Annotated in this window: 22 protein-coding genes; 9 read left to right on the top strand and 13 right to left on the bottom strand. The window is 62.5% G+C overall.

All coding sequences use genetic code 11. The annotated features are described in order from the left end of the window. Positions 1-5: 5 nt before the first annotated feature. The 7 genes from BLV09_RS00965 to BLV09_RS00935 form a co-directional block, all read right to left on the bottom strand. Positions 6-1,541 (bottom strand): tetratricopeptide repeat protein, encoded by a 1,536-nt coding sequence (locus BLV09_RS00965; protein WP_146686007.1) that lies wholly within the window; start codon positions 1,539-1,541, stop codon positions 6-8. A 157-nt stretch (positions 1,542-1,698) separates the two neighbouring features. Further along, positions 1,699-2,952, bottom strand: coding sequence for an ATP-grasp domain-containing protein (locus tag BLV09_RS00960; protein WP_146686006.1), 1,254 nt, complete (start codon positions 2,950-2,952; stop codon positions 1,699-1,701). A 142-nt stretch (positions 2,953-3,094) separates the two neighbouring features. Next, complete coding sequence (locus BLV09_RS00955) at positions 3,095-5,401, bottom strand: flagellar hook associated protein (protein WP_146686005.1); 2,307 nt, start codon at positions 5,399-5,401, stop codon at positions 3,095-3,097. Positions 5,402-5,411: 10 nt separating this feature from the next. Continuing rightward, positions 5,412-7,274, bottom strand: coding sequence for a flagellar hook-associated protein FlgK (gene flgK, locus BLV09_RS00950; protein ID WP_146686004.1), 1,863 nt, complete (start codon positions 7,272-7,274; stop codon positions 5,412-5,414). Positions 7,275-7,324: 50 nt separating this feature from the next. After that, a complete protein-coding gene (locus tag BLV09_RS00945; protein WP_146686003.1) occupies positions 7,325-9,943 on the bottom strand; it encodes a flagellar hook-basal body complex protein in 2,619 nt (872 codons plus the stop codon). Positions 9,944-10,232: 289 nt separating this feature from the next. Then, a complete protein-coding gene (msrB, locus tag BLV09_RS00940) occupies positions 10,233-10,733 on the bottom strand; it encodes a peptide-methionine (R)-S-oxide reductase MsrB (protein ID WP_100382807.1) in 501 nt (166 codons plus the stop codon). 172 nt (positions 10,734-10,905) lie between these two features. After that, a complete protein-coding gene (locus BLV09_RS00935; protein ID WP_146686002.1) occupies positions 10,906-12,357 on the bottom strand; it encodes an NAD(P)/FAD-dependent oxidoreductase in 1,452 nt (483 codons plus the stop codon). 98 nt (positions 12,358-12,455) lie between these two features. Between BLV09_RS00935 and BLV09_RS00930 the strand changes: the two genes are divergently transcribed. The 4 genes from BLV09_RS00930 to BLV09_RS00915 all read left to right on the top strand — a co-directional run bounded on the left by BLV09_RS00930 (position 12,456) and on the right by BLV09_RS00915 (position 14,806). Continuing rightward, positions 12,456-12,998 carry a SixA phosphatase family protein gene (locus BLV09_RS00930; protein WP_146686001.1) on the top strand — a complete coding sequence of 181 codons (543 nt, stop codon included), beginning with the start codon at positions 12,456-12,458 and terminating at the stop codon, positions 12,996-12,998. A gap of 160 nt (positions 12,999-13,158) precedes the next feature. Then, positions 13,159-13,584: a universal stress protein gene (locus BLV09_RS00925; RefSeq protein ID WP_100386996.1), complete on the top strand. Its 426-nt coding sequence runs from the start codon at positions 13,159-13,161 to the stop codon at positions 13,582-13,584. 30 nt (positions 13,585-13,614) lie between these two features. After that, a complete protein-coding gene (locus BLV09_RS00920) occupies positions 13,615-14,082 on the top strand; it encodes a hypothetical protein (RefSeq protein ID WP_146686000.1) in 468 nt (155 codons plus the stop codon). Between the two features lie 163 nt (positions 14,083-14,245). Further along, positions 14,246-14,806: a carboxymuconolactone decarboxylase family protein gene (locus BLV09_RS00915; protein ID WP_146685999.1), complete on the top strand. Its 561-nt coding sequence runs from the start codon at positions 14,246-14,248 to the stop codon at positions 14,804-14,806. A 53-nt stretch (positions 14,807-14,859) separates the two neighbouring features. On the opposite strand, the gene BLV09_RS00910 is transcribed toward BLV09_RS00915, so the two are convergent. Together BLV09_RS00910 and BLV09_RS00905 are read right to left on the bottom strand one after the other, a co-directional pair. After that, complete coding sequence (locus BLV09_RS00910; protein ID WP_146690939.1) at positions 14,860-15,456, bottom strand: hypothetical protein; 597 nt, start codon at positions 15,454-15,456, stop codon at positions 14,860-14,862. Beyond that, the gene (locus tag BLV09_RS00905; protein WP_146685998.1) at positions 15,456-15,890 is read right to left on the bottom strand and encodes a DUF1772 domain-containing protein; all 435 of its coding nucleotides are present in this window, start codon (positions 15,888-15,890) and stop codon (positions 15,456-15,458) included. The genes BLV09_RS00910 and BLV09_RS00905 overlap by 1 nt, the downstream gene beginning before the upstream one ends. Positions 15,891-15,984: 94 nt before the next feature. Between BLV09_RS00905 and BLV09_RS00900 the strand changes: the two genes are divergently transcribed. Next, positions 15,985-16,419, top strand: a complete 435-nt coding sequence (locus BLV09_RS00900; RefSeq protein ID WP_146685997.1) for a hypothetical protein — start codon at positions 15,985-15,987, stop codon at positions 16,417-16,419. Between the two features lie 26 nt (positions 16,420-16,445). Here the strand turns inward: BLV09_RS00900 and BLV09_RS00895 are convergent, their stop codons facing one another. The 3 genes from BLV09_RS00895 to BLV09_RS00885 form a co-directional block, all read right to left on the bottom strand. Then, positions 16,446-17,828, bottom strand: coding sequence for an MFS transporter (locus BLV09_RS00895; RefSeq protein WP_244549241.1), 1,383 nt, complete (start codon positions 17,826-17,828; stop codon positions 16,446-16,448). 181 nt (positions 17,829-18,009) lie between these two features. After that, entirely contained in the window at positions 18,010-18,957 is a 948-nt protein-coding gene (locus BLV09_RS00890) for an acyl-CoA desaturase (protein WP_146685995.1), read from the bottom strand. Between the two features lie 193 nt (positions 18,958-19,150). Further along, on the bottom strand, positions 19,151-19,657 hold the full coding sequence (locus BLV09_RS00885) for a ferritin-like domain-containing protein (protein ID WP_100386998.1): 507 nt from the start codon (positions 19,655-19,657) through the stop codon (positions 19,151-19,153). Between the two features lie 401 nt (positions 19,658-20,058). Here BLV09_RS00885 and BLV09_RS00880 point away from each other — a divergent pair, with 401 nt between their 5' ends. The 4 genes from BLV09_RS00880 (at position 20,059) to BLV09_RS00865 (ending at position 25,175) form a co-directional block, all read left to right on the top strand. Further along, positions 20,059-21,150 carry a lysylphosphatidylglycerol synthase transmembrane domain-containing protein gene (locus BLV09_RS00880; protein ID WP_146685994.1) on the top strand — a complete coding sequence of 364 codons (1,092 nt, stop codon included), beginning with the start codon at positions 20,059-20,061 and terminating at the stop codon, positions 21,148-21,150. 81 nt (positions 21,151-21,231) lie between these two features. Beyond that, positions 21,232-22,455 (top strand): MFS transporter, encoded by a 1,224-nt coding sequence (locus BLV09_RS00875; RefSeq protein ID WP_146685993.1) that lies wholly within the window; start codon positions 21,232-21,234, stop codon positions 22,453-22,455. Next, positions 22,452-23,129: a TetR/AcrR family transcriptional regulator gene (locus BLV09_RS00870; RefSeq protein WP_244548937.1), complete on the top strand. Its 678-nt coding sequence runs from the start codon at positions 22,452-22,454 to the stop codon at positions 23,127-23,129. The genes BLV09_RS00875 and BLV09_RS00870 overlap by 4 nt, the downstream gene beginning before the upstream one ends. A gap of 42 nt (positions 23,130-23,171) precedes the next feature. Next, positions 23,172-25,175: a hypothetical protein gene (locus tag BLV09_RS00865; RefSeq protein ID WP_146685992.1), complete on the top strand. Its 2,004-nt coding sequence runs from the start codon at positions 23,172-23,174 to the stop codon at positions 25,173-25,175. A 76-nt stretch (positions 25,176-25,251) separates the two neighbouring features. Here BLV09_RS00865 and BLV09_RS00860 read toward each other — a convergent pair whose 3' ends face one another. Then, on the bottom strand, positions 25,252-25,839 hold the full coding sequence (locus BLV09_RS00860; RefSeq protein ID WP_146685991.1) for a DUF2147 domain-containing protein: 588 nt from the start codon (positions 25,837-25,839) through the stop codon (positions 25,252-25,254). Positions 25,840-25,953 lie beyond the last annotated feature (114 nt).

The following is a 25,953-nucleotide window of genomic DNA, read 5'->3' as shown; positions in this document are numbered from 1 at the left end:
CTGGCTCAGCGTTGAAATTGGCGCAGTTCGTCGTGCAGACGAACGATCACGCTGTCCCAGTCACCAAAAGTCGGCTGCCGGAGCAGCTTCGCTGTCGGATACCAGGGCGTGTCCTCGCGATCCCTCATCCAGCGGAAATCTGCAGCATGGGGAAGCAGGATCACGACCGGCTTGCCCAGCGCTCCCGCCAGATGCGCAACCGCGGTATCGACTGAAATAACCACATCGAGCAACGAGATGATGGCGGCCGTATCGGTGAAATCGCCGATATCGTCGCCGAGGTGAACCAGCTTCGGCAGATCGCGCAAAACGTCGCGATCGGCGCTGCGCAACTCGCTCTGAAGGCTGACGCATTGCACAGGCGGATTCTCAAATAACGCGGCCAGGCGTGCGAGCGGGATCGACCGGTTACCGTCGTTCTTGTGGGTCGATGAGCCGGACCAGACAAAACCGGCGCGCGGCAGAGCCTGCGGCAAACGGCCTCGCCAATAGTCCAGACGCACTGCCGGCGCAGCGAGATACGGAACCGCGGCGGGGACCGTCTCGACCCGCGTTTTGAACGCCAGCGGAAGACTGAGCAATGGACAGTGCAGGTCGAACGCGGGAAGCGGCTCGCCGGATGCAATCACTCTAACGCCGTCGAGCTGTGCCAGCAGCGGCTGCAACTCGGCCTGAACTTCGCAGATGACGTTGGCGCCCTGGCTCACCAGCAGCGGCGCATAGCGGATGAACTGGATGCTGTCGCCGAATCCCTGCTCGGCATGGAGCAGAATGGTTCTGCCACTGACCGGCTCGTTTCCCAGCCACAAAGGCGCCCGAAACGACCGGCAGCGGCGGGCAAATGCCCCGGTCTTCCAGCGCCATTCATATGCCTTCCAGCCGGCATCGAAATCGCCAAACGTCAGATGCGTCATTCCGGCTTCGAAATGGGCTTCGGCAAATTCGGGAGCGGCAGCCAGCGCCGCCTTGAATTCTTCGAGCGCTTCGACCGGCCGGTCAAGCCGGCGAAGCGTATGACCGCGGTTGGTGAGGATCTGCGGATGCCCGGGCATCACCGCCAGCGCGGCATCGTAGCTCGCAAGCGCCTTGATCGGCTCATTCAGCGCCAGCAGCGCGTTGCCTCGATTGACCAGCGCGCCAACATGATCGGGTTTGCTTGCGAGCGCAGCATCATAGCTCGACTCCGCCTCGGCGAAGCGGCGGAGTTCCAGACAGGCGTTGCCGAGATTGTAGAGAATTTCCGGATGATCCGGCACCAGTTGCAGCGCGCTGCGATAACTTGAGATCGCCTCGGCGTAATGCCCGGCGGTGTGAAGCGCGAGCCCCAGATTCGACAACGCATCTGAAGAGTCCGGATTGGCCTTGAGCGCGGCTGCGAGAAAGCGAAGCGCCTCCACCATGCGCCGGCGCTGGAAATTGAGCATTCCAAGCAAATGAAGCGCATCGAAATCTTCGGGCCGGTATTCGAGAATCCCGGTGCAAAGCCTTTCAGCCTTGTCGAGATCGCCCTGCTGATAAGAACCATAAGCCTGCCGCTGCATGCGCGACAGGTTCGGTATCCGCCCAGATGTGTTTTTCCAACTTGCCGGCAACAGACCGTCTTCCCGGGAAACAAACCAGCTCACAGCGATCCGAAAGCCATCGCTTTCGAATCAGCTCACACCTTGAAAGCTAGCATTTTCTCCGGCGATCGGCCTGTCACGCCGCGCGCTCCCGGCCATCGCGGCCGCGGCGATACAGCATCGCTGCGAATGCCTCAAAGACCGCGTGCATCTGCGGGGCCTTGTAGGGAAACAGATCCGGCGAATCCATGTTGTGCACGACGGCGGTATTGTCGGCCTCGAATATCAGCAGTTCCCCGCGCTTGTTTTCCGCGCAATCGACCGTGAAATAATCGAGACCGACGCGGTCGGCCAGAGCGGCCAGCGCGCGCTGATGGCGGGCGGCGAAACCATGATCGAACGTGCGCATGAAGTTGGCCTCTTCGAGGCGCTTGCTTTCGCTGAAGGCCATCCCCGCATTGAGGTACCAGATGTCCCAGCGATCGGCGATCGCCATATGGCATGCATAGGGCCGGCCATCGACAAAGGCGATGCGGTACTTGCGAAACAAGCCATCCTCGCTGGCATAATCGACAAAGCGCGAGACAAAGAATTCCTGTTCCGGCCGCTCCGCCAGATACCGGCCGAGCGCCGGCCGATCGTCGATCTTGGCGAGGCCCGTGCCGGCGTGCGATCCGCGCGGCCGGACGATCAATGGAAACTGAAAATCAGCCGCGATGTCCTCGACCGAACCGTCCAATAGAGCCAGATCAGACATTTGCGCGCGGGACACGCAGGTGGTCGCCGGGATATCCAGCCTTTCGATTCCGTGCAGCAGACGATGCAGTTTGTCGCGATCGAGATGGGCAACGAGATGCGGGGGATTGAGAAGCGGCCGTGGCCAGCGCGGCGCGGCCCGCTCGATCTTGCGCAGCGCGTCCCGGCATTCCTCCGAGTCGGATGCGATCACGATCGCAACGTCATGATCCGGAAGCGGCGCGGGCAATTCAACGCCGGCAACGACATAAAGCGTCAACAGCTCGATCCCGGAATGCTCGAGCAAAAACTCGATCGGGGTGTTGCCGCCCATGTCCATGGCGGCCGCGAGCGCCAGAACGCGGAGTTTCGGCTTCGCAACCGAACAAGGCGACCGGAACAATTGATGATAGGCCAGCACTTCGGCCTGCATGGCGAGCCCCGCCTGCTTCTCACCGAGCAGTTGCGCGATCAGCGACAGGTCAAGCCCCTCGCCTGCGCTTGCCGTACCATTGGCGATCTTCGACACGATCTCGTCGCGCAATGGGCGAAGATCGGCGCCGCCAAATGCCATGGCCGTAAGCCTGGCAAACCCGATCCGATCCGCGAACGTATTGCGGGCGGGACCGGCGCTGCCGGTGCGCTCAATCTCCATGACAGGCCTCCGTCGACATGTTCACGCTCTCCGCGGTCCGACCCAGCTTCACTGAATCAGGCTCGTTGTTGATCTGCTTGTTGGGCACGATCTTGCCAAAGCCGGTTTCCAATTTTGGGATCATGCCTCAGACGGTCCCGAATTAGCCGCCGGCCGGCAGATATTTGGTCAGGGATAGTTGAGAGAGCATTGATGTGGCCTGATAAGATGCTTGCAAACTGTTCTGAAGTGCCAGGAGTTGGCTCGCTACCTGATCCGTGGAAATATCCTCGGTCTGGTCGATCATGTTCTGCATCATCGTCTGGGTCTGGGTTTGCCGAGCCGTAGCGGCCTGTATTTGGGTCTGCGCGTTGGAGAACTCGGTCTGGATATCGGCAATGCTCTGCTGACCGGCCTTTGGCGACAGGTTCGCCGCGATGCTCTGGCTCAGGGCATTGATCTGCGCGGCGGAATTGGTGCCCGTCGGTGAGGCCGTGAAGGCCGCATACACTGCGATGTTTTGCAGTTGCGTGCGAATAGCCTGTTCATTGGCCTGCGCGCCAAAGTCCACCGTTTCCGACGTGTCGATGCGCGCCGTCGATGAATCGCGTGCCGAACCTGGCCCGGAATTGCCGGTGTACCAGGCCACCGTATCCGAGGCGCCGCTGGTCAGCGACGTCGCCGAACCCAGCGGCGAACCGCTCACCCGCAGCGGCGGCTGGATTGCAGTCACCGGCGAACTGCTAAATCCGAGCGCTTTCAGCGCGTTGGGATTCGAGCTGGTGATGTTCAGCGTTGAAGCATCGTCGGTGTGGATAGTGATTACTCCGCCGCTAATGGTCGACGGCGTCGAGCTGCCCGTGATCTGGTCGATATCGCCCAGGAGATTGCTGACGGTCGCGGTCGCCAGGTCGACATAGGTGGTATTGGCCGCCCTGCCGGCAGTGGTAGGAGGCGTGGTGCTGGAGTTATAGAACTGGATCGTTGAGCCATTGACGTTGATGGTGTCGCCGGCCGCGAAACTCGTCGACAGCGAGTCGGTGCCGGGCGCGCCGGACAGGGCTGTGGCACCGGTGATCGGCACCGGTGCGGGAGTCGTGGCCTGGCTGTTGACCACACTTCCGCCGGCGGTTGTGCCCGCGACAGTGCCGCTGAAGCCGAGCGCCGCGAGAGCGCTCGAGGGCGAACCCGTGACCGACAGGCTCCCGGCATCGTCGTTCAGCGTGACCACGCCGCCGCTGGCGGTCGAGGGAGTCGAAGTGCCCGTGATCTCGTCGATCGCCTTGAGGACGTCCTGAACCGTTCCGGTGCCCAGATTGATAACGCCGCCATTGGCGTCGGTGCTGGTAGCCGCGGTGGTGCTGAAGGTGATCGTCTTGCCGTTGACGGTGAGGGTGTCGCTGGCCGTAAAACCGGAGGCCAGCGAATTCGTGCCGGCGGCGCCGGTCAAGGCAGTAGCGCCGGTGACCGGCACGGGAACCGTGTTCTGATTGTTGGCGACGCTGCCGGTCGCGGTGCTGTCGGTATCGAAGAAATTGTCCCCCGCCTCGACCGCCGACGCCGCCACCAGCGACGTATTGACGACAGTGCCGATCGATGACGTCAAGGCCGCGTTCAGGTTCGCCGCCGTCGCGGTCGGCGTGGCTCCGATCGTAAAGCTGCCGGCGGGCGGCGGTGTCGTGTTCGTCGCGGTCAGTTGAACGTTTTGGGTCGTGCCATCGGGCAGATTGAAGGTGAAGTTCACCTGATCGCCCGGGTTCGGATTGGTGGCGCCGAGGCTGACCGAGACCGACGCCGGCGAACCCGATGGGCCGCTAACCGTGGCGCCCGTCAAGGTCGAGGAGACCGAATTCAGCTTGAGGCCGAACGGCGAACCGGCGACATCTTCACCCACCTGCACCGACGTCGGCGTCGGCGAGGAAACGACAAGCCGCCCCATGCCGTTGGTGCCTTGATCGGCTTGCAGCCGTTCGGCGATGACTTGTTTCAATCCGGCCTGGGTGCCGGTGCCATTCATGATGGAGGTGGCGGAGGCTACCGCCGGCGTGTTGATTGCACTGCCGGAGAAAATGTAGCGATCGCCAACCTGGGTGTTCAGAATGCCCACCATCGAGGAGAACTGGGTTGCAGCGTTCTCCTGACCGACGGTCTGACCAGTGCTGTCCAGAGTTTGCGGCGTCGCCGACGCGGCGTTCTGCACCGTTCCGCTACTATCCGACAACGCTTGCAACGCGGTGTTGGCGGCGGAAATGATCGTGTTGACGTTGGTCATCGTCGTGCCGAAGGCGGTGATGTTCGAGAGCTGCGCGCGCGCGGCAATCGCAAACCCTTCGTTGACGCCCATGCCGGCGTAGTTGGTGGCTTTCACCCCGGTCGAAAGCTGCGTCGACAGGGTCGTAAGCTGGTTATTGAGGTTCTGTACCGATTGACCAAGGACAGAAGCGCCATAATTTATACTACTGATCGACATCTTCAGCGCCTTACAATTGAGCCTGCAGCAGGCTGTTCATCATACTCTGGACGACCGACATGACGTGAGCATTGGCCGCGTAGGCATTCTGCAGCGCGATCAGGTTCGACATTTCGGTGTCGATATTGACGCCGGCCGTCGAGTTGAATTTTTGCTGCAGCGTGCTGACAACGACATCCTGGCCCTGTTGCAATTGCGTCGCCTGCGTGGCGGCGTTGCCTTGCTGGCTGATGAATTGCTGCAGGTAATTCGTGACCGTGCCTGTGAAAGGCGATGCCGCGGACCCCAGCCCGGTCTGCGGCGAATAGCTGAACGTGGCGTTGGTCAACTGCGAAAAAAGATAGTCCGAGCGCGTGGTGTCGCCGGCTGCTGTCTGCGGCGATGTGCTGTAGATGCTGAGTGCCGACGGATTGCTTAGCAGCGCCGGATTGACGTTGATGCGTCCCGCATAGCCCGTCATTTCCGAGCCGCTCGCGGTGATCGCACCCGTGTACGACGCACTGCCGTCGGTAAATAGCGGCAGAGCGGCGCTGCCATCCTGCAACGACGATGCCGTCGTCGTCGTCGAGACGGCACTGACGGTCGCAGAAGCGAATCCGACCACGCTCAAGGTGTTCCCGGACGGATTCGAGAACTGAATGCCGGTGCCGCCGAGCGCCGCGTTCAATTGCGAGACGACCGACGACATTCCGTTGGAGAGATTGACTCCGATCACCTTTGGATTGGCGTTCGGCGCGTTCGGCAGCGGCAGCACCGACGAATCGGCGACGTTGACGATCGATATCTGTTGCTGGGTGCTGCTCCCGGCGGGCGTATAGGTCAGGTTGATCGTGTTGCCCGGCACTACATTCGATGTATCGACGCTGAAGCCTGCCGGCGGTCCGGTGACCGCGGTGCCGGCCGTGGTGGTGTCGGACAGCGAGCTCGAAAGCGTCGCCGCGAGCTGATCGACCTGTGACTGCGCCTGCACGAGAGTCTGGTCGCGCAGCGTCAGATCGGCAGCGATCTGGCCCGAGCCGATCGCGTTGGTCGCGACCATGTCGGTGCTGGCGCCGTTCGGAAGTTGAATCGTCAGCGACCCGACGCCGGATTGGGCGGGGTTGGTGCTGTACAGCGAGTTGGCCGTCAGCGATCCCGGCGAATTGAACGAGATCGTCGACGCGAGGCCATCACCTACGAGCTGAACGCCGGAATTCGTATAGACGTTGACGTCTCCGGACGAACCGGCAACCGTGCGGATATCCATCAGGCTTGACAGCGTATTGATGGCGCTATCGCGCTGATCTTCCAGCGTCGCCGCTGCGGGATCGGTTGCACTTAGTCCCTGAAGCTGGGTATTGATGTTGGCGATCGTGGTCATCGCCGCGTTGGCCTGACTGACGCAATTACCGATATCCTGATTGACGTTCGAACGCAGCGCCTGGATGCCCTGGGTGGTCGTATTCAGTTGCTGCGCCAGGGTCTGCGCCGCCGCCAACGCGACAGACTGCGAAGAGGAGCTGCCCGAACTTGTCGAGATTGCCTGCAACGCCGAGGTAAAGTTGCTGAGCGCGGTTTCGAGCGTGCCGGTACCGCCGGGCGTGCCATAAACGCTTTGCAGCTGGCCCAGAATATTGGACATCTGGTCGGCATAGGCACCGCCGGCGGTTTCCGTGCGCAACTGGCTCTGGACGAAAGTATCGAGTTCGCGATTGACGCCGGTGACCAACACCGACGAGCCGATGCCGCCGGAGGATACTTCGACCTGATTGACGCTTTGCGAGACGTAACCAGGCGTTTGCGCGTTCGCAATGTTCGACGACACGATCGACAGCGCGGCCTGGTTGGCGCGCAGACCGGACATCGCAGTTGCAAGGGCTGAACTCAAACCCATGTTTATTGCCCGCCTTGAGTCACATCACACGAAAAGTTCACCGGCACCGATCAGCGCAGCACGCTCAACAAGCTCTGAATCATGTCGTTGGCCGTGGTGATCACCTTGGTATTTGCCGAATAGGCCTGCTGGGTCACGATCAGCTTGGTGAATTCGTCGGCAATGTCGGTGTTCGATCCCTCAAGCGACGAACCGCTGATCGTACCTGACGCGCCGGCGATCGCCGGCCCGGACTGCGCCGTCACGGCATACGCTTCGCCGCTGAGGGCCTGCAGGTAATTGGTGCCGTTGAAATGCGACAGCGTGATGGAAGCCAGATCGAGGTCCTGCCCGTTGGAGAAGGTTCCGACCACGAGGCCGTTGTTGTTGATGGCGACCGACTGAAGCTGGCCGGCGGCATAGCCGTTCTGGGTAAAGGTGTTGACGGTCGCAGAGCCGCTGGTGCTGGCGTATTGCGTCAAAGCACCTTCTCCGACGTTCAACGTCAGATTGCCGAGCGATTGGTTGTTCACGGTCACGCCGGGAATGGTGATGGCCGAACCAGATGGACTCGACAGGGACCCGTTGGCATTGAAGACGAAGTTCGTGCCGGCATTGACCCATGCGACCTGCGAGCCGGTCGCGCTGGTATCCGTTTGATAAAACATATTCCAGGTGTCTTGACCGCCCGCAGTGGAGGTCAGGGCCCATCGCACTTGCAGGTTAACCGGCGTTCCCGCCGAGTTGTAAGCGGTTACCGCACCGCCGCTGATGCTTTCATTGGTGAAAGCTGTGAGGTCGTTGCCGATGACGACGCCGGTGCCGGCTGTGCCGCCGCCGGTGCGGGCTGCCGTCATGGGGTCTGTGAAACCAAGTGCGCCGAACGCCGATGTGTTGGTGCTGGAAACGCTGAGATCGGCCGCCGTACCGGTATTTAGCGTGATCGCACCGGTGGCGCTGATGCTCGCGTGAACCGAGGCGCCGGTGAGGGAGTCGATGGTGGTCAAGAGGGTGCCGACCGTTGCGGTCGCCAGATTGAGGTAGGTGGTATTGGTCGCGCTGCCCGCACTGGTGGGGCCCGTGGTGCTGGTGGGGTCATAGAATGAGATCGTCTTTCCATCGACCGTGACGGTGTCGCCGGCCGAAAAGCTGGCCGACAGCGCGCTTGGCGTGGTGATGGTGCTGGCGCTGAAGCCAAGCGCGCCGAGAGCAGACGAATTCGAGCTCGTGATCGACAGGCTGCCGGCATTATCATTGAGCGTGATCACGCCGCTGGCGCTGATGGTCGACGGGGTCGTCGTGCCCGAGATCTCGTCGATCGCCGTGAGGACGTCCTGCACCGTTCCAGTGCCCAGGTTGATGACGCCGCCACTGGCGCTGGTGCTGGTGGCCGCAGTGGTGCTGAAGGTGATCGTCTTGCCGTTGACGGTGATGGTGTCGTTGGCCGCAAAACCGGAGGACAGCGAGTACGCGCCAGCGACGCCGGACAACAGCGTCGTGCCCGAGACCGGGACGGGAGTCGTGGTCTGGTTGTTGACGAGGGTTCCGGTGGCAGTTCCGGCCGTGGTGGTGACGGTGCCGCCGCTGAAGCCGAGCGCCGTGAAAGCCGCCGTGTTCGAACTCGTGACCGTTATATCGCCAGCACTATCGTTCAACGTGACCTTGCCGCCGCTGACGGTCGACGCGGTCCCAGTGGTCGAAATCTCGTCGATCGCCTTGAGGACGTCGTTGACCGTTCCAGTGCCCAGGTTGATGACGCCGCCATTGGCGTCGGTGCTGGTGGCCGCCGTGGTGCTGAAGGTGATCGTCTTGGTGCCGACGGTGATGGTGTCGCCGTTGGCAAAAGCGTTGGTCAGTGAGGCCGTGCCCGGGCCGCCGGCCAATAGCGTCGTGCCCGTGATCGGCACGGGAGACGTGGTCTGGTCGTCGACGGCAGTTCCGCTCGTGCTGCCCACCGCCTTGCTGGAAAGCAACGTTCCGGTGCTGATCGGTCCCGCCGTTGACGCTGCGGGAGAACCGGTGACCGAACTGTTGCCGAAAGGCGTGGCGGGCGTGCCCAGGATCATTGGATTCTGACCGAAGTCGCCGGGGCTGAGGCCTCCCGCGGCCGTCACCGATCCGGCGGGTGCGGTCGTGCTCGCCGTCGTCGCAGGCTTGGTCGGAAGGTTGGCGGCGTATTGAAGCGCGCTGGTCGCCTGCGCCGGCACGAAGTTGTTCTGAAATTGGAGAACCTGCGGAACGCTGCCGAGCGGGTTTCCTGTTTTTGGATCGACTGTGACGCCCATCAGATAATATCCGGCGCCGTTGACGAGATAGCCGTTGGCGTTGACCTGAAAATCGCCGGCGCGGGTATAGTCGGTGACACCGCTGAAGACCGGCTGGCCATCGACCGTGCCGGTGGCGTTCTGCACCGAGAAGAAGCCGTCGCCGTTGATCGCCATATTGGTCGCAACGGTCGATGCCGAGACAGTGCCTGCGGTCGTGATCGTCTGTTGCGCATAGGCAGCGACGCCGCCCGCGACTTGCCCGCTCGGCGACGATGCGTCGGCAATCAGATCCTCGAACGTGGTATTGACGCCTTTGTAGCCGACCGTCGAGGCGTTCGCGATGTTGCCTGAAATGTTCTGCAAGGCGAAAGATTGAGATTGCAGACCGCCAACCGCGGTATTAAGTGCGTCGAAGATACCCATAACATTGTCTCCACATTCGATCCGTGCGACCCACCGGCAGCGCCGCGCATGGCCGTCATCGAAGGAGACATCGCAAGCGCTATGCCAAAATAAAAAATGCGCTATATCAGCTACTTAAATAGAAATGCCCCGGTCCAGGGACCGGGGCACAATTGCCGGGCAGGCAACAATTGCCGGGCTTATTGAGCGTTTTCGGGAAAATCCTGCGCCGCATGTGATGCGGGCGGATGACCGGTTCGCGGCAAGAAAACGTGTCGGGAAAACGCGTCAAGAACCGATCAGATCGACCTCAGGTCGACGACGGCGCGGCCGGATGAAACTGGAGCGCAAAGCCGTCCATGCAGTAGCGCAGGCCGGTCGGCTTCGGCCCGTCATCGAACACGTGGCCGAGATGACCGCCGCAACGGCGACAGTGAATTTCCGTCCGCAGCATGCCGAAGGTCCGGTCCTTGTGCTCGCCGACGGCGTTCTCCAGCGGCTGATAGAAACTCGGCCAGCCGGTACCGCTTTCGAACTTGGTCTCCGAGGAGAACAGCGGCAGGTCGCATCCGGCGCAGGCGAAGATGCCCTTGCGATGCTCCTTCAGAAGCGGGCTCGATCCCGGACGCTCGGTGCCTTCCTGGCGCAGGATTTCATATTGCTGCGGCGTCAGCTGCGCACGCCATTCCGCGTCGGTCTTTTCGACCTCGAATTTCTCCGCGGCACGCGCCGGTGTGACACGCAGCCAACGGAACGCGGCGAGGCCGAACAGGCTGGCGACAGATGCAAGCAGAATGCGGCGATCGATCATGATGGTCTCCGTGCTTAAGCGAAATAAGCTACCTTCGCCGTGAGATACGGTGCCAGAAGGCGGAAGTTACACCCGATGGGCTGGAACTTCCTCACTTTGTTGCGAGCCCCGCCCCTTGCGCGAACGCTTCTCCCCCTTAACCCGCAGGCGGGACAGGCTCAGAAACAGCGGATTAAACGCCCTCGCCTTCGCTGGAATCCACCGCCGCAGGCGGCGGGGGCCGCTCCGGACGCGGGCGGCCCGGCGGCGGACGGCGCAGTTGCGGCCTCGTTCCGGCCTGGCGATTGGCCTCGAGCCGGCGCGCTTCGCGAATCCGTTCCTGGGCCCGCGCCCGTTCCCGATAGCGGGCCAAAGCGCCGGCCGCGGCCGAACTTCCCCGCCCCCACATGCCGACGAGTTGTCCGGCGACCCGGCCGGTTGGGCCGCCGGCCCATACCAGTTCGAATGGTGAGAACAGCCGCCAGCGGTCGTCGCCCCAGAGAATGCTGCGCGCAATCAGCTGGCCGGCGATGGCCGAGGTGTTCAAGCCCTGGCGGCCGAAGCCGCTGCTAACCCACAGGCCCCGGCGCAACTGGCCGATCTGCGGCATGCCGTGCACGGTCTGCCCCACGGCGCCGCTGAAGACGTCAGCAATTTCGACGTTGCCGAGCTGGGGAAAAATCGTGCGGATCCGCCGCGCAATGGCACCGGCGAAACGCTGCGGCCGCGCCGCCCAGGTGGTTTCCGGCGAAGCCCACATCAGGCGGTCGCCGTCCACGATCCGGAAGTGATCGACGCCGTCACTGTCCGTCACCGAGCCCTGAAACCTGATCGCTTCGGCGAGGCGTTCGCCGAGCGGCGCGGTCACCGCGGCGTAACGCCAAACCGGCAGCAGCGTTTCCGACAGCCGCTTGAGCGGCGCGCCGAGATGGACGTTGCCGGCGAGCACGATGTGAGACGCGCGCAACCGCGCCGATGGCGTGACGATGCGTTTGCGAATGCCTGACGGATCGATGCTGACGACCGGCGTGTCCTCGAAGATTCGCGCGCCCGCCCGCCTCGCCAGATCAGCCAGACCGTGGACATATTTGCCGCCGTCGATCTGAAACGCCTTCGGATAATACATGCCGTGGAAGTAGCGCCCGGTCTTAAGCTCGTCGCGCACGCGCTCGACCTGCCAGCCCTCCACTTCAGTCTCAAAATCTTCGCTCAACATCTGGAGCCGACTGATCAATTGATCGCCGACGTCGACGTTGGAAACCTCGAGCGCGCCCTCGCTCAAGGCGATACCCGGAATCAGATCCTCGGTGGCGTTGGCGCGCACGCAATCGGCGCCTTGCCTGGACAACGACCAGAGCTCGCGGGCGTCCTCGAAGCCGACGCGTGCGATCAGATCGCTGATCGGAAGGCCGTAGCCCGGCATCACCGTGCCGAGCTGATGGCCAGATGCGTTCCAGCCGACATGCCGGCCTTCGAGCACGGCAACGCTCGCGCCGAGGCGCGCAGCCTCCAACGCGACCGTCAGGCCGGCGAGCCCGGCGCCGATGACGCAAATGTCGACATCCAGATCGAACGCCAGGCGCTGGCGCTCGCGCATGACCGCGGAATCGGGCCGGGTGGTGGCGCTGGGAAACGTTTCGCTCATAATGGTTTTCTTACGGACGGATCGGGCACTTGTCACCTTGCCCTAAGCTTCGGCTTGTACATTAATCCGCAAGACTTTGAACGAATCGAGATTGCGCCATGCGCCGTTTGATGCTGCTGCGTCACGCCAAGACCGAGAACGACGCACCCAGCGGCCGCGATCGGGACCGCCGCCTCGACGACCGCGGCCGCAAGAATGCAGCCGAGATCGGCGGCTGGATCGCGATCCATCCGCCGTTTCCCGATTCCGTGCTGGTTTCACCCGCGGTGCGGGCCCACCAGACCTGGGAGATTGTCTGGGCAACGATGAAAGACGCAGCTCCGCCGCCGCAGGTGGAACTGCTGCCGGAACTCTATGGCGCCGACCCTGCGCAACTGCTGCAAACCATCCGCGAGGCATCCGCGCACAACCCGCAACGGCTGATGGTAGTCGGGCACAATCCCGGAATGCACGAACTGGCGCTGGCGCTGGTCGACAGCGGCGACGCCGCCGGACGCAAAGCCCTCGCCCACAACCTGCCGACGTCGGGCCTCGCCATTTTCGACTTCGCGGTCAAGGACTGGAACGATGTGTCATTCCGCCGCGGACGGCTGGTGCAATTTGTCAGCCCCAAACTGCTGAACCAGATTTTGGACGATTGAGGTAGCCGCGCCGGACTTTCGCGGTATGCTGTGGCGTTTGGAGCGGATTGGGTGGCGGTTGGCGTAAAAAGACGTGGCAAAACAAAGATGAGAAAGCCTCTGTTCTGATTCAAGCAGAACTGAAAGGGCTCAGGGCTTAATGACCGACAGGGAGGCGAAGATGTTCAATTCCATCCTCGTGCCGATCGATCTGGCTGACACAGATCTGGCAAAACCCGCGATCGCGACGGCGGCGACGCTATCGCAGACCTGGAGCGGCACGGTACGTCTGTTGAACGTGCTGCCGATGACGCCGGTGATGCTGGCGGAATATGTGCCCGCCGATTTCGACAGCCAGCAGCGCCAGACCTCCGAAGAAGCGCTTGTCATCGTGGCCCGCGAATCCGGCATCGATGCCAGCAGGGTTTCCAGCGTGGTACGTCAGGGCGGCATCTATCACGAAATTCTGGAGGAAGCCGCCGCCATCAAGGCCGACCTGATCGTCATGACATCGCACCGGCCGGCGATGCGGACCTATTTTCTCGGCTCCAATGCCGGCCATGTGGTGCGCTACGCCAAGTGCTCGGTGCTCGTGGTGCGGCACTGACAGACCGGATCCAATCGACGGAGGGGTACGGTGAAGAATTGGTGGCGGAAGTGGTCGTACGAAATACCGTTGGCCTTCAGCGACGCGCTCTGGGATGTCCTTGTTGTGCAGTTTGCCGATTTTCTTGACCGGCTCACCATCCGTCGTGTTCTTGAATTCGTTGCAATTGCCCTTCTGGTGATGGCCTTTGTCCAGACCTTCCCGATCGACCTGGCAATCCTGTTCGCTGGCGACACGCTGATGTATCTTGAAATCGCCGTCGCGATCCGGCTCGCCACCGGCAGGGAGCACTTTCAGCAAATGCTGCGCCTTGCAGCACGGCTTGCACGCTTCGCGATGCGCCTGTTGCGCGTGGCGGTCGATCGCTCGGTTGTACGGATCGGCAAGCTGCGTGAGCGCCGTAGTCCGGCTCGCCTGAAGAAACCCGGCCGTGTCTCCGATAGTTCCGATGACGATCGAGGTTTCGGAATTGGATGGGGAGTGCTGCAAGCCGCCTGATGTCTCGCGAGCAGGCAAGACGGGACCTTGATCACTCAGCCTGCGATCAAAAAATGTGCAGCAGCGGCAGATCCGCTGCGCAAGATCGCCGTCACCGTCTATTCATTTGCCATCGCAACGCACGCGCTCGACAATCGCCCCCTGTCCCAATGGAGGCTTCGTCATGCGCTTGCCGATCATCCCGCCTGTGGAATTGAATGCCGAACAGAAGCCGCTTTACGAGGATATGAAGCAAGGCATCGGCACCAGTTTCCAGGGCTTCGTCAGCATTCGCGACGACGGCGCGCTGCTCGGTCCGTGGAATCCATGGATCCATGAGCCAAAATTCGGCAAGCCGGTCTGGGAATTGGTGAAGGCGATCGCTTCGAAATCGTTGCTTCCGCCGGCGGTGAGAGAAGTCGCGATCCTCGTGACCGGCGCCCATTTCAGGTCGGCCTACGAACTCTATGCGCATGTGATCGTCGCCGAGCATCGCGGCCTGTCGGACGAGAAACTGGCGACGATCGTCGCGGGTCAACGCCCCGCCGACCTCTCGCGGCCGGAAGCGGTCGCGTTCGATTTTGCGTTCGCGCTGGTCAATGGCGGCGTTCTGCCCGAACTGACCTATCGCGCCGCGGTGCAGGAATTCGGCGAGCACGGCGCAGCGGAACTCTCATACCTGGTCGGGGTCTATTGCCTGGTTTCGGTGACGCTGAACACGTTCGACGTGCCGGTCCCGGATTGAACAGCCTGCTCTCGTCATCTTTCATTGCGCTTGATTGCGAAGCCGCCGCCTCGTTACGGCAGCAACGCCGCCGGTAAATGATCGGACGTGTAAGTCCGCGGCCGGTTGCGCGTGACGAAGCCGCCGACCTGCCAGGCAAACAGCGCGGCGAAACCGGCAAGAAACAGGATGCCCGCGAATTCGCCTGTCATGATCGCGCGAAGGAACAGCCCCGCCATCGCGATCGCAACCAGCGCCAGCATCACGACGGCAGCCGTGTAGATCCGTGGCTTGAGGCCGCCGGTGAGCTGTGCGTTGCTTCCGGCCTGCCCCATCCGCCGGTGCAATTCCACCATGAAGGCGCGATAGTCGCGATCCTGCGGCGCCATCAGCGTCGCGGTCTGCCAGCTTGTCGACAACAGCACGATGCGTCCGCGGTCGGCGCCGTCGATATCGGCGCGGAACCGGCGCGATTGCATCGACACCGGACGGTAGGACAACCGGATGGCGGAAATTGCGTCGTAAGGCCACACGCCGGATTTACCGGCAATGCGCCAGTTCAAGCCTTGGTCGGTCAGTTCGAACTGGTGCGCCGCGCCGATCAGCGATGACCTGTAGGCGTAGCGTATGGCCGCAGCGGTCTGATTTGGTAGATCGACGGTCGTGGCCATCAGCGCGACAGACACGCCCACAGAAACGCCAAGGACGCCAGCGCTCCCAATGCAGTCCGCACAGCGTGGAGTGAACCCCATTTGATGACCAGCGTTCGCGATGTCGGCCCGGCCTGGTCCAGTGCGGTCGCCGACAGCGCATCATTGACGGGTTTGATGATGAGCAGTGTCCACGGCCACGGCGCGATCATCGCGATGGCGCCAATCAGGAACCCGACATGCGAGTCCTGCCACCACGCTGTCATGCCCAGCACGAATCCCACGAGCGCAAGCGACGCCTGCATCGCCGCACCGCGCTGGTACGAAGGCTTCCACTCTGTCAGCAGCGCGCGGTCATCCAGTGTCAGCCGCGCCGGCTGCTCCGCGACATTGACGTAGATAGCTGCGCCCGTGAACAGCGCAGCTACCGTCAGCGCAAGAAGACCGCTGGTCATATGTTGCGCCTTTCCCAAGAATTACCCGTCCAAAGCCTGCCTGAAGCGCCGCGCCGGCTTGCGCGGCCGGCAGGCTTTATCTTACAAGCGAGCCATGGCCGAGACGATCTATTTTCCGCGCCACCTGATTCTGGCTGGCGCCATGATTACCGGCGTGCTGCTGGCGCTCGCCGTGCACATGCTCGGTGCGCGGTTCGGCCTGGACCTTGGCGGCCTCTGGCGATCCGATACGCCGGAATTCATGCCGGCCGGAGCCGCCATCGCATGGTGGCTGATCGCAACGGTGGGTTTCTGCGGCGGCTATTTCACCGCAACGCTGATGCACAGCGCGGCATCGGGGCAAATTCCGCGGCGGATGCGGCAATTCCTGATCGCGGTCGGCGTGCTGGTGCTGGCGGGCGCGGGCGAAGCCGCCTCCGCGCCGAGCCCGATCCAGACGATTTCAGCCGTTGCCGCCGGCCTCGCCGCGCTCTGTCTCGGCGCCGCGATGGCATTTTGCGGCGCGCACTTTGCGCTGCGCAAGGCGTGAGCCGAGCTTTTCCTTCTCCAATACGATCACCGCGACGACGCCTGCGAGGCGCCCCACCAGATCACCGCACTGGCGGCGAGCAGCAAGGCCGCCGAGATCACCAGCGACTCATGCGCGCCGGGCAGTAACGCGTCGGCCTGGCCGGCCAGCGAGCCGAACAGCGCGACGCCGAGCACGCTGCCGGTTTGCCGGGTCGCGTTGAGGACGCCGGCGGCGATACCGGAGCGTGACTTCTCGACGCTGCCGAGCAGCGTTGAGGTCAGCGGCGGCACCAGCAGGCCCAGCCCGCCGCCGATGACGACCAGTTGCAGGCAGATCGCCCAGTAGCTCGTGCCTTGCGCGATCCCGAGCAGCGCAAGACATCCAAGCGCCGCCAACGCGGCACCCGCCGCGATGGTCGCGGGCGCACCAATACGCTCCGCCAGACGCGGGGCCAGCAGGTTGACCGGCAACACCGCGCCCATCATCGGAACGAATGCAAGACCCGTCGCAAACGGCGACCATTGGTTGACGCGCTGGAAATACAGGCTGAAGACGAAGATCAGTCCGTAGAATGCGACGTTGACGAGCAGGCCGACCAGTGAGGTCAACGCGAACATCCGATGGCCAAACAGCGACAGCGGCAGCATCGGCTGCGGCGCGCGCCGCTCCTGCAACACGAACAGGATCGCCATGACCGCCGATGCTGCAAAGCCTGCGATCACCAACGGATTGCCAAACCCAAGCGCACCGCCTTCGATGATCGCGCCGGCCAGACACCCGAGTGCTGCGATCGCGGTGACCTGACCCGGCAAATCGATCTCGCGCTGCGGCGATCGCGTGGTTTCACTGGCATAGCGCCAGCTCAGCCAGAGGCCGGCCAGGCCGATCGGCAAATTGACCAGAAAGATCGACCGCCAGCCCACCAGTGCGATCAGTCCGCCGCCGACGAGAGGGCCCGCTGTCAGCGCCAGGCTGGCGCCGGCCGCCCAGATGCCGACCGCTCGGCCCCGCTGCTTGTCATCCGGATAGGCGTGACTGAGCAACGCCAGCGAGTTGGGCACCAAAATGGCTGCACCCAGTCCCTGCACGGATCTCGCCGCGATCAGGGTCACCGCGTTGGTTGAAAGCGCACAGGCGAGCGACGCGGCCGTGAAGATCGCAAACCCCGTCATGAAAACCCGTTTCGCGCCGATGCGATCGCCGAGCGCGCCCGCGGTGAGAATGAAGGCGGCGAACGCAATCGTGTAGGCGCTGACCACCCATTGCAGCTCTGCGACTCCACCGCCCAGCGACGAACCGATGCTGTTGAGCGCGGTGTTGACGATGGTGACGTCGAGCTGAACGACGCCATAGCCGAGGCTCATCGCCGCAAGCGTCAGCGAGGTCGAAAGGCTCGAACGCGCCGGCTTGCAGTCCGAACGCAACATTTCGCCCGCCGCCAAAACCGGTTGGAACTTGGAGTAAGTGCTTCGCATGGGTCACCTCCATTACGAGGAGCCAACGCGGGACAATAGCTTCCGTTTCAGGAGAACACTTCGGCTACGATCGAAGCATCGTTGTCGCATCCGCGCCGCAAATGGACGCGGCGCGCAACAGCGCGTAGCCGCTTCAAATGCCCGGCGAAAGGGCGCGCTTCGGCAATTGGACATCCCAGGCCAGGCCGAATTGGACCAGCACTTGCAGCAGCAAATAGGTCAGATCAATCTCCCACCAGTGCCGCTGGTTGGAGGCCGAACCGGGCTCGGCGTGGTGATTATTGTGCCATCCTTCGCCGCTGGTGATGATGGCCACCAGCGCGTTGTTGCGGCTGTTGTCGTTGGTCTCATAATTGCGATAGCCGAACATGTGCGGAAAGGAATTGCCGCACCAGGTGACATGCCAAACCAGAACGGTTCTGATGATGACTCCCCAGAGCCACACGCTGGCGCCGAATTGCAGCGCCGCGTGCATCGTTCCGCCCAGGGATCGCTCGATCAAGAAACCCGCGGCGAAATACACAACCGACTGCGCGAGCGTAATCCACACGACGTTGCGCTCAATCCACCGATAGAATCTATCGCGGATGATGTCGCGGGCGTAGCGATCATACGCCACTCCCCGGCACAGGTCGGTATTCTCGACAAACAGCCAGCCGATATACGACCAGAACAAATTGACCAGCGGACTGTGCGGATCGGCCCGGTCATCGGCGCGGTGATGGTGCAGGCGATGCGTGGCCACCCATCGGGCCGGCGTATCCTCGAGGCAGCAGACCGCGATAATCGCAAAGGTGTGTTCGAGCCACAGCGGGCAGCTAAAACTGCGGTGGCTGAGCAGCCGATGGTAACAAAGGTTGATTCCGGCGGCGCCGAAGACATAGACCCCGGCCACCGCAAGCGCGACGCCGGTCCTGCTGAAAAACCATGGATAGAACGCCAGCAATGCAATCAGGTGATAGCTTCCCACCGCGAACGCGTAGCGCCAGTTGATCCGCTTGGGCGTTGCGCCGATCGGACAAGATAAGGCCTCGGCCTGGAACGTCACGATACCCGCGCCGACGCGGCAAACTTCCTCCATCAACTTTCCTGACTCTCGATGAGCAGGTCTTGTACATGGTCTTGGGCCAATTCCGGCACCTATTGTCGCGGAACGACACGAATTAATAATTCAAGCGGCCTGCGATCTACCCTTGCTTGCCACCCCTGCCAAAACGCCAAACGCCGCGCAGGAAATTTCCCGGCGCGGCGTTTTGCCTCATCTCAGACAACAATCAGCTTGCAGCCTTGAGATTGACTCTGCCCTCGGCCAGCGTCGTCAGCTTCTTGTCGGTCGCCTTTTCCTCATCGAGAGTCTTCTGCAGGACACTGGCACAATCGTTGCGGCCAAGCTGCTTTGCCCACGCGATCAGGCTGCCATAGCGCACGATCTCGTAGTGCTCCGCAGCCTGGGCTGCATTGATCAGCGCCGCATCCAGCACCGATTTGTCCTCGACTTCGCCCGCGACCTCGTCGGCTTCCTTAATAATGCCGTCAATTGCCGGGCAATTTACCGCCTTGACCTCGGTGCCAAGCATCTGGAACACCTGTTCGAGGCGCTGCACGTGCGTTTTGGTTTCATCGAGATGGGTCAGAAAACCCTGTTTGAGCTGCTTGTCGGTGGCTTTTTCGGCCATTTTCGGCAGCGCTTTCACAAGCTGCTTTTCGGCATAGTAGATATCCTGCAGCTGGTGCACGAACAGATCGTTCATGGTTTTGATGTCTTTGGTAAAGAGTCCCATCGCGAGGTCCTTGTTTGTTGAGCGAACACAACAGCGCAGCCGCTTCATCTGTTCTGGAAACGCCGATATGCTCGATTGCTGGTCCTGCGCTAACCGGCCGCCTGCTCGGATGTTCCTGGCGTTTACAAAAACGCCGTGATGGAACAAGGATTTATCGCCGGAGCCGGAATGGCCGGCTTAGGTACCGACGCTGGAACTTCAAGGCTCGAATCTGGTGATGACGGGGCATATGTACGGCATATGACAGCCTGCCCTGCCGAACACCGAAGCCGGCCTTGTCAAGGACTGCACACCGGGCCGTTTTTGCCTTATGGGTCTTCGTGTTGGAGCGATTGGCTGCTCTTCGGCATCAATGGCTTTGAAAAAGACTTCCACTTGCTGCCGCCCCGCCGGGAGGATGAATGCATCGACTGCTGACCACGCTGGGGCGTGGCTTCAAGGAACGGATCGGCTGGAAACGGCTCGGAATCGCCGCGAGCCTCCTCATCATCGCCCTCGCCGTCACGACCCTGATCCGCACCCTCAAGGGTGTCGATACCGGCGTGATCCTGACCGCACTGACGGACACGCGGCCTCACTACGTCGTGCTCGCCGCACTTTGCGTGATCGGGGCGTTTTGCACGCTGACGTTCTATGACTTCTTTGCGCTGCGGACCATCGGCAAGAAACACGTGCCGTACCGCATCGCAGCCATGTCGAGCTTTGCCAGCTATACGATCGGCCACAACATCGGCGCCACGGTGTTTACCGGCGGCGCGATCCGTTTCCGGATCTATTCGGATTATGGGCTGAACGCGATCGACGTCGCCAAGATCTGCTTTCTCTCCGGCCTGACGTTCTGGCTGGGCAATTTGCTCGTGCTCGGGATCGGCATGGCGTGGCATCCATGGGCCGCCAGCGCCATGGACCTGATGCCGCCCGCCATCAACCGGCTGATCGCGCTCGGCTGCCTTGCCGGCATCGCCGCCTACTTCATCTGGCTGGTGATGGGCAAGGAACGCCGCGAACTCGGACAGAATGGCTGGAAGGTGGTGCTGCCCTCAGCCAAGCTGACACTGCTGCAAATGCTGATCGGCGTGGTCGATCTCGGCTTCTGCGCGCTGGCGATGTACCTCTTGATGCCGCAGCAGCCGAACATCGATTTCGTTTCGCTGGCGGTGGTGTTCATTCTGGCGACGCTGCTTGGGTTTGCCAGTCACGCGCCGGGCAGCCTCGGCGTGTTCGACGCCGCGATGCTGGTGGCGCTGCCCGAATTCGGCCGCGAGCAATTGGTGGCCACGCTGGTGGTGTTTCGCATCCTCTATTTCCTGATTCCGTTCGGCATCGCGATCTCGATCATGGGCACCCGCGAGCTCTGGCTCAATGTGGTAAAACCCTGGCAGGAGCGTCGCAGATCGAACGACGATTATCCGAATTCCCGGAACATGCAGCGGACGGTCGCCACCACCACCGCCTCGCCCCAGCCGGTCAAGCGACTGAAGTCGCGCGGCTAGACCCCCAAAAGTGAGAACTGAAGCCACCGCCCGGCGCCGTTGATCTTGACGACTGACCGACGGTCAGTCATTTATTTCGAAATGTCTTCCGTATCATCCGACCAGCCCGGGATTCTGTTCGGCCACCGGCCGTTCCTGTTTTATCTGGGTGCGCGCAGCCTCTCGGAATATTCCTACCAGATCGCCACCGTTGCGGTGGGCTGGCAAATCTACGAGCTGACCGGCAGCGCCTTCCAGCTCGGCATGGTGGGGCTGGTTCAATTCATCCCCTCCGCGGTTCTGATGTTTGCCGCCGGCCACGCCGCCGACAGCTACGACCGCCAGCGCGTCGCGCAGATCTGTCAGATCTGCGAAGGGCTGATCGCATCCTGTCTCGCCTGGGGCACCTTTGCCGGATGGCTGACCGCGCCCGAGATTTTCGGCGCACTGACGCTGCTCGGCATTACCGCTGCGTTCGAAGGTCCGGCAGGCTCGGCGCTATTGCCCGGCGTGGCGCCCGAGGGAATGCTGCAAAAAGCCACCGCCATCTCATCCGGCGCATTTCAGGCGGCCGCAATCAGCGGCCCGGCGCTCGGTGGCGTGGCTTACGCGATCGCGCCCGGCGCGCCTTACATGCTGATGGCGATATTCTCGCTGTCGGCGGGGGTCCTGAACGGAATGATCAAGCCGCAAAGCGCGCCCCTGCCAAAAGAGCTGCCGACGTCAGACGATTTGTTCGCCGGCGTCAGCTTCGTGCGCCATAACCCCGCAATATTGGGCACGATATCGCTGGATCTGTTTGCGGTGCTGCTCGGCGGCGCCACCGCGTTGTTGCCGATTTACGCGCATGACATCCTGCAGACCGGGCCGTGGGGGCTCGGCGTGCTGCGCGCTGCTCCGGCCGTCGGTGCCTTGCTGATGACAGCCGCCCTCGCCCGCCATGCGATCACCCGCCGGGTGGGATTGCGGATGTTTCAGGCGGTCATCGTCTTCGGTCTGGCGACGGTGGCGTTTGCGCTGTCACATCTGGTCTGGCTCTCGATCCTGGCTCTGGCGATCATGGGCGCAGCCGACATGGTGAGCGTGGTGATCCGGACGTCGCTGGTCCAATTGGCCACGCCGGATGCCATGCGCGGCCGGGTTGGAGCGGTCAATTTTCTGTTTATCAACGCCTCCAACCAGCTCGGTCAGTTCGAGAGCGGCATCACCGCGGCGCTGCTGGGCGCGATGCCGGCGGCCGTGCTGGGCGGTGTCGGCACGGTTGCGGTGGCGCTGTTATGGATGAAGCTGTTTCCGTCGCTGCGGAACGTGGAGCGTCTCGAATGAAACAGAAGGTCCGCCCAAGAACCAAGCCACCCGAGGTGCGGCGCGAAGAAATCATGGACGCCGCGCAGCGCCTGTTTCTCAAGCAAGGGGTCGGGCTGACAACCGTCGACCACGTCGCCTCCGGCGCCGACGTCGCCAAGGGAACGGTTTACCTGCATTTCGCGTCCAAGCAGGAACTGCTGGCCGCGCTTGGCGAGCGGTTCGCCGCAAAGCATCTTGCGCATATCAGGGCCGCGATCGCAGCCAAATCCGAGCAGGACTGGCCGGGAAAGCTCGCGGCATGGGCCGAGGCGTGCGCGGGCTTCTATCTCGATTCCATTGAGCTTCATGACATGCTGTTCCATGAAGCCCGTTCCCCGACGCGGCAAGGACTTGTCGACAATGTTATTACCGATCACCTCGAAGCGCTGCTAAAAGCCGGTCACGCGGCGGCCGCATGGTCGGTCGACGATGCGCGCTTTACCGCCGTATGGCTGTTCAGCGGCATGCACGGCATCGTCGACGATGCCTATCTGAGGGAAAAGCGGATTGCCCGAAGCCACCTGATCGACAAGCTGCAACGTATCTGTTTCAGGACGGTTGGATGGCCTTCCGATGACAATCTCGATTCAAGAGAGGCTGGCGCTTCACGACGGGCTGGAAAGCCCGGGAACCCCACTTCCGGGAAACGCTGACTGCTCTTATTTCCGCCCCACCTGTAACGTCAAACGCGCGCCATGATCCGAATTCATCTCCGCTCGATAATCCTCCACGTCCTGCTCGTCGCCGCGCTGGGCACGCTTCCGGCAGAATGGGCTGCGGCGCAAAGCTCGCCCGACGCGCCGATGCAGATCTCGTGGGAAGTCCGCAACCGCTTCCGGCTGTTTCGCGAGGAGCGCGATTTCCTGCTTCATACCGACAGCGACCGCGCCGGCAGCATTCTCGCCTCGGAAGACGCGCTCGAACTGCAAAGCGACGGCCGCGGCTGGGCGCGCAACACGGTCAATCGCCTTTGTATCGACCTGACCGGCCACATCGCCGAGCCCTGCACGCGCGATAACGTCAAGGAAAACTACCTGACGCCGATCGACCATCCCGTCACGGTTCGGCTCACCGGGCAAGTTCCGGTCGGCGGGATCTGTGCCTGGTCGTTCGACGTCGGCGACGGTCCGCCGCAGCAATCGACGCTCGATTGCGCCGAACAGGTCAACCTCCGCGTTGCCTATGGTCGCGCGACCAATGTCACCGTCGATGTCAGCAGCGGATCCGACGCGCCGCAGCACCTCACCACCGCGATCGAGGTGCGTGACATCTTCATCGCCGGACTCGGCGACAGCATCGCATCGGGTGAAGGCAATCCGGACCGCCCGGTGGCTCTGGCGGACGAAGGCTTTTGCTTCCGCTCATACTTGGGAACGGCGAGCGCACAATATTATCGCCCGAGCCGCGCCGGTTATAAGGGCGGCCGCGCCTGTGAAGCTCCGGATTTCCTGCCGGTCTGGCAACGTCAGAGCGCGCTCTGGTTCAACTCGGCCTGCCACCGCTCGCTGTACAGCTACCAGACCCGCACGGCGCTGGCGCTCGCGGTGCGCTATCAGCATATCGCGGTCACCTATTTGCCGCTGGCCTGCACCGGCGCCACCATTTCCGACGGCTTGTTCGGCTCACAGCGGGCGCGTGAATGCCCGCCCAACAAATCCGCAAACACGTGCTCGGGCACCGTCAACGCGCAACTCCCCGAGCTGCGCGCGGCCCTCGCCGCCGCCAGGCGCCGCCAGCCTGATCGCAAGCTCGATCTGGTGCTGCTCTCGATCGGCGCCAACGACATCAATTTTTCAGGACTGGTGGCGGACACGATCGTCGATGCTCCGACCGAGCGCGAGCTGTTCACGCGCATCGGCGTGATCGGATCGGTCGAGGATTCACGCTCGGCGCTGACGCGGGACCTGCCGCGGGGATTCGCCAAGCTTCGAGATGGATTGAAGCCGCTGGTCGGCGATCTCTCGCATGTCGTATACGTGTCCTATGCCAATCCGGCGCTTGCCAACGGCGCGCCCTGCCCCGGCGGAAAGGCTGGCTTTGATATCCATCCCTCGTTTAACGCCGACCCCGGACGCCTCGCCGAGGTGTCTGGTTTCGTGCAGAACGAATTCCTGCCGGAGCTCAAAGCGCTGGCATTGTGCCAGTCGGGCGTGCTGTGTCGCGATCCCGCCAGCGACCGCATGACGTTCGTCGATGCGCACCAGACGCCGTTTGCCAATCACGGCTTCTGCGCGCGCGCGGAAAGCGACCCCGAATTCGATCGGGCGTGCTTCTCGGACAAGGGCGACAGCTTTGTTTCGGATATCATCACGGCAGCGAGCCAGCCGATGGTCTGCGGCCGCAGCGCGGGCGAATATCGCGCCTATCTTCCGCGGGCGCGCTGGATCCGCGACGCCAACGACAGTTACTTTTCGGCGATGACCTATCCGCAGGGCTTGCCGTCCTCGATGCAGCCCGCCGATATTCATGACGCGACCTGGGGCGTTCTGTCGGCGGTCTATGGCGGTGCGGTTCATCCCACCGCGGAAGGTCACGCCGCGATGGCGGATGCGGCATTGCCGGCCGTGGCATCGGTGCTTCGCCTCGACGCCGCCGTGCCCGAAGTGACGTCGGAGCCGGTACCGCCCCTGCCAAGTTCGCTTGTGCCGGGCTTGCCTGTGCCGGGCTCGCCCGTGGGCGGCGCGCCGGGCGCGCGCTGAACGGACTGGCGCGGACAGCTCGCTGCCGCGCCGACGGCGAACTAAGTCCGAGCTTCCTAACTTAATACTGCTGGGATTAGTGCTTCTTGACCGGTACCGGCGGCGGTTTCATTGCCGCAGCCTGCGTCGGCAGATATTTCGCGACGATGCCGGGATCGAGCTGGGCCATGGCCGTATCCGGCAGCCGATACCAGGTCTCGTCCTTGCCGAGCAGCGAAATACCCCAATAGCCGCGCATGGTGAGCGTCTGACCGTCAGCGCTCACGCTCATCTTGGCATGATAGATCTTGCCGTCGCGCGGATCGAGCACGTTGCCGTCCTCGTACTTCAATCCGTCGCCCTGGCGCTTCATGTTCCTGATAAACGAAATTCCGAGCACCGGCGCATTCTTGCGATCATCGGTGCATTTCGAGCAGATCTCGGTGGGATCTTCCGGAAACGTCTTGGCGATCACGCCTTCGAAAATGCCGTCTTGATGATCGACCACGAGAACCCATACCACCGGCTTGCCGTCCTCGATCTTCTGCCAGAGTCCCGCAGCGGTAGCGGTAGGTCCGGCAGCCGTTGGCTCCGCGGCCTTGACCGGAAGCATGACCGCGAGCGCCATCGCGAGGCCCAAGATACCCGGCAGCGCAAAACGAAATCTGGATACGGAAGTCCACATCATCATTCACCTGATTAATGCATAAAATAATGGCCGCAGACTAAGGCCATTTCGCGGACGGTTCCAGTGCCGCAGCGGCAAATCAAACGGCCCTGCGGAACCGGCAGTTGTCAC

This window comes from Bradyrhizobium canariense (assembly GCF_900105125.1).
In the GTDB taxonomy this organism is placed as follows: Bacteria; Pseudomonadota; Alphaproteobacteria; order Rhizobiales; family Xanthobacteraceae; genus Bradyrhizobium; species Bradyrhizobium canariense_A.
This window is presented reverse-complemented; position numbering and strand designations above follow the sequence as displayed.

What these genes read in the sequence shown, in the direction of transcription:
- BLV09_RS00965 (WP_146686007.1), bottom strand. Translation starts at nt 1,541, where the DNA reads ATGCAGCGGCAGGCTTATGGTTCTTATCAGCAGGGCGATCTCGACAAG.
- BLV09_RS00960 (WP_146686006.1), bottom strand. Translation starts at nt 2,952, where the DNA reads ATGGAGATTGAGCGCACCGGCAGCGCCGGTCCCGCCCGCAATACGTTC.
- BLV09_RS00955 (WP_146686005.1), bottom strand. Translation starts at nt 5,401, where the DNA reads ATGTCGATCAGTAGTATAAATTATGGCGCTTCTGTCCTTGGTCAATCG.
- flgK (WP_146686004.1), bottom strand. Translation starts at nt 7,274, where the DNA reads ATGGGTTTGAGTTCAGCCCTTGCAACTGCGATGTCCGGTCTGCGCGCC.
- BLV09_RS00945 (WP_146686003.1), bottom strand. Translation starts at nt 9,943, where the DNA reads ATGGGTATCTTCGACGCACTTAATACCGCGGTTGGCGGTCTGCAATCT.
- msrB (WP_100382807.1), bottom strand. Translation starts at nt 10,733, where the DNA reads ATGATCGATCGCCGCATTCTGCTTGCATCTGTCGCCAGCCTGTTCGGC.
- BLV09_RS00935 (WP_146686002.1), bottom strand. Translation starts at nt 12,357, where the DNA reads ATGAGCGAAACGTTTCCCAGCGCCACCACCCGGCCCGATTCCGCGGTC.
- BLV09_RS00930 (WP_146686001.1), top strand. Translation starts at nt 12,456, where the DNA reads ATGCGCCGTTTGATGCTGCTGCGTCACGCCAAGACCGAGAACGACGCA.
- BLV09_RS00925 (WP_100386996.1), top strand. Translation starts at nt 13,159, where the DNA reads ATGTTCAATTCCATCCTCGTGCCGATCGATCTGGCTGACACAGATCTG.
- BLV09_RS00915 (WP_146685999.1), top strand. Translation starts at nt 14,246, where the DNA reads ATGCGCTTGCCGATCATCCCGCCTGTGGAATTGAATGCCGAACAGAAG.
- BLV09_RS00910 (WP_146690939.1), bottom strand. Translation starts at nt 15,456, where the DNA reads ATGGCCACGACCGTCGATCTACCAAATCAGACCGCTGCGGCCATACGC.
- BLV09_RS00905 (WP_146685998.1), bottom strand. Translation starts at nt 15,890, where the DNA reads ATGACCAGCGGTCTTCTTGCGCTGACGGTAGCTGCGCTGTTCACGGGC.
- BLV09_RS00900 (WP_146685997.1), top strand. Translation starts at nt 15,985, where the DNA reads ATGGCCGAGACGATCTATTTTCCGCGCCACCTGATTCTGGCTGGCGCC.
- BLV09_RS00895 (WP_244549241.1), bottom strand. Translation starts at nt 17,828, where the DNA reads ATGTTGCGTTCGGACTGCAAGCCGGCGCGTTCGAGCCTTTCGACCTCG.
- BLV09_RS00890 (WP_146685995.1), bottom strand. Translation starts at nt 18,957, where the DNA reads ATGGAGGAAGTTTGCCGCGTCGGCGCGGGTATCGTGACGTTCCAGGCC.
- BLV09_RS00885 (WP_100386998.1), bottom strand. Translation starts at nt 19,657, where the DNA reads ATGGGACTCTTTACCAAAGACATCAAAACCATGAACGATCTGTTCGTG.
- BLV09_RS00880 (WP_146685994.1), top strand. Translation starts at nt 20,059, where the DNA reads ATGCATCGACTGCTGACCACGCTGGGGCGTGGCTTCAAGGAACGGATC.
- BLV09_RS00875 (WP_146685993.1), top strand. Translation starts at nt 21,232, where the DNA reads ATGTCTTCCGTATCATCCGACCAGCCCGGGATTCTGTTCGGCCACCGG.
- BLV09_RS00870 (WP_244548937.1), top strand. Translation starts at nt 22,452, where the DNA reads ATGAAACAGAAGGTCCGCCCAAGAACCAAGCCACCCGAGGTGCGGCGC.
- BLV09_RS00865 (WP_146685992.1), top strand. Translation starts at nt 23,172, where the DNA reads ATGATCCGAATTCATCTCCGCTCGATAATCCTCCACGTCCTGCTCGTC.
- BLV09_RS00860 (WP_146685991.1), bottom strand. Translation starts at nt 25,839, where the DNA reads ATGTGGACTTCCGTATCCAGATTTCGTTTTGCGCTGCCGGGTATCTTG.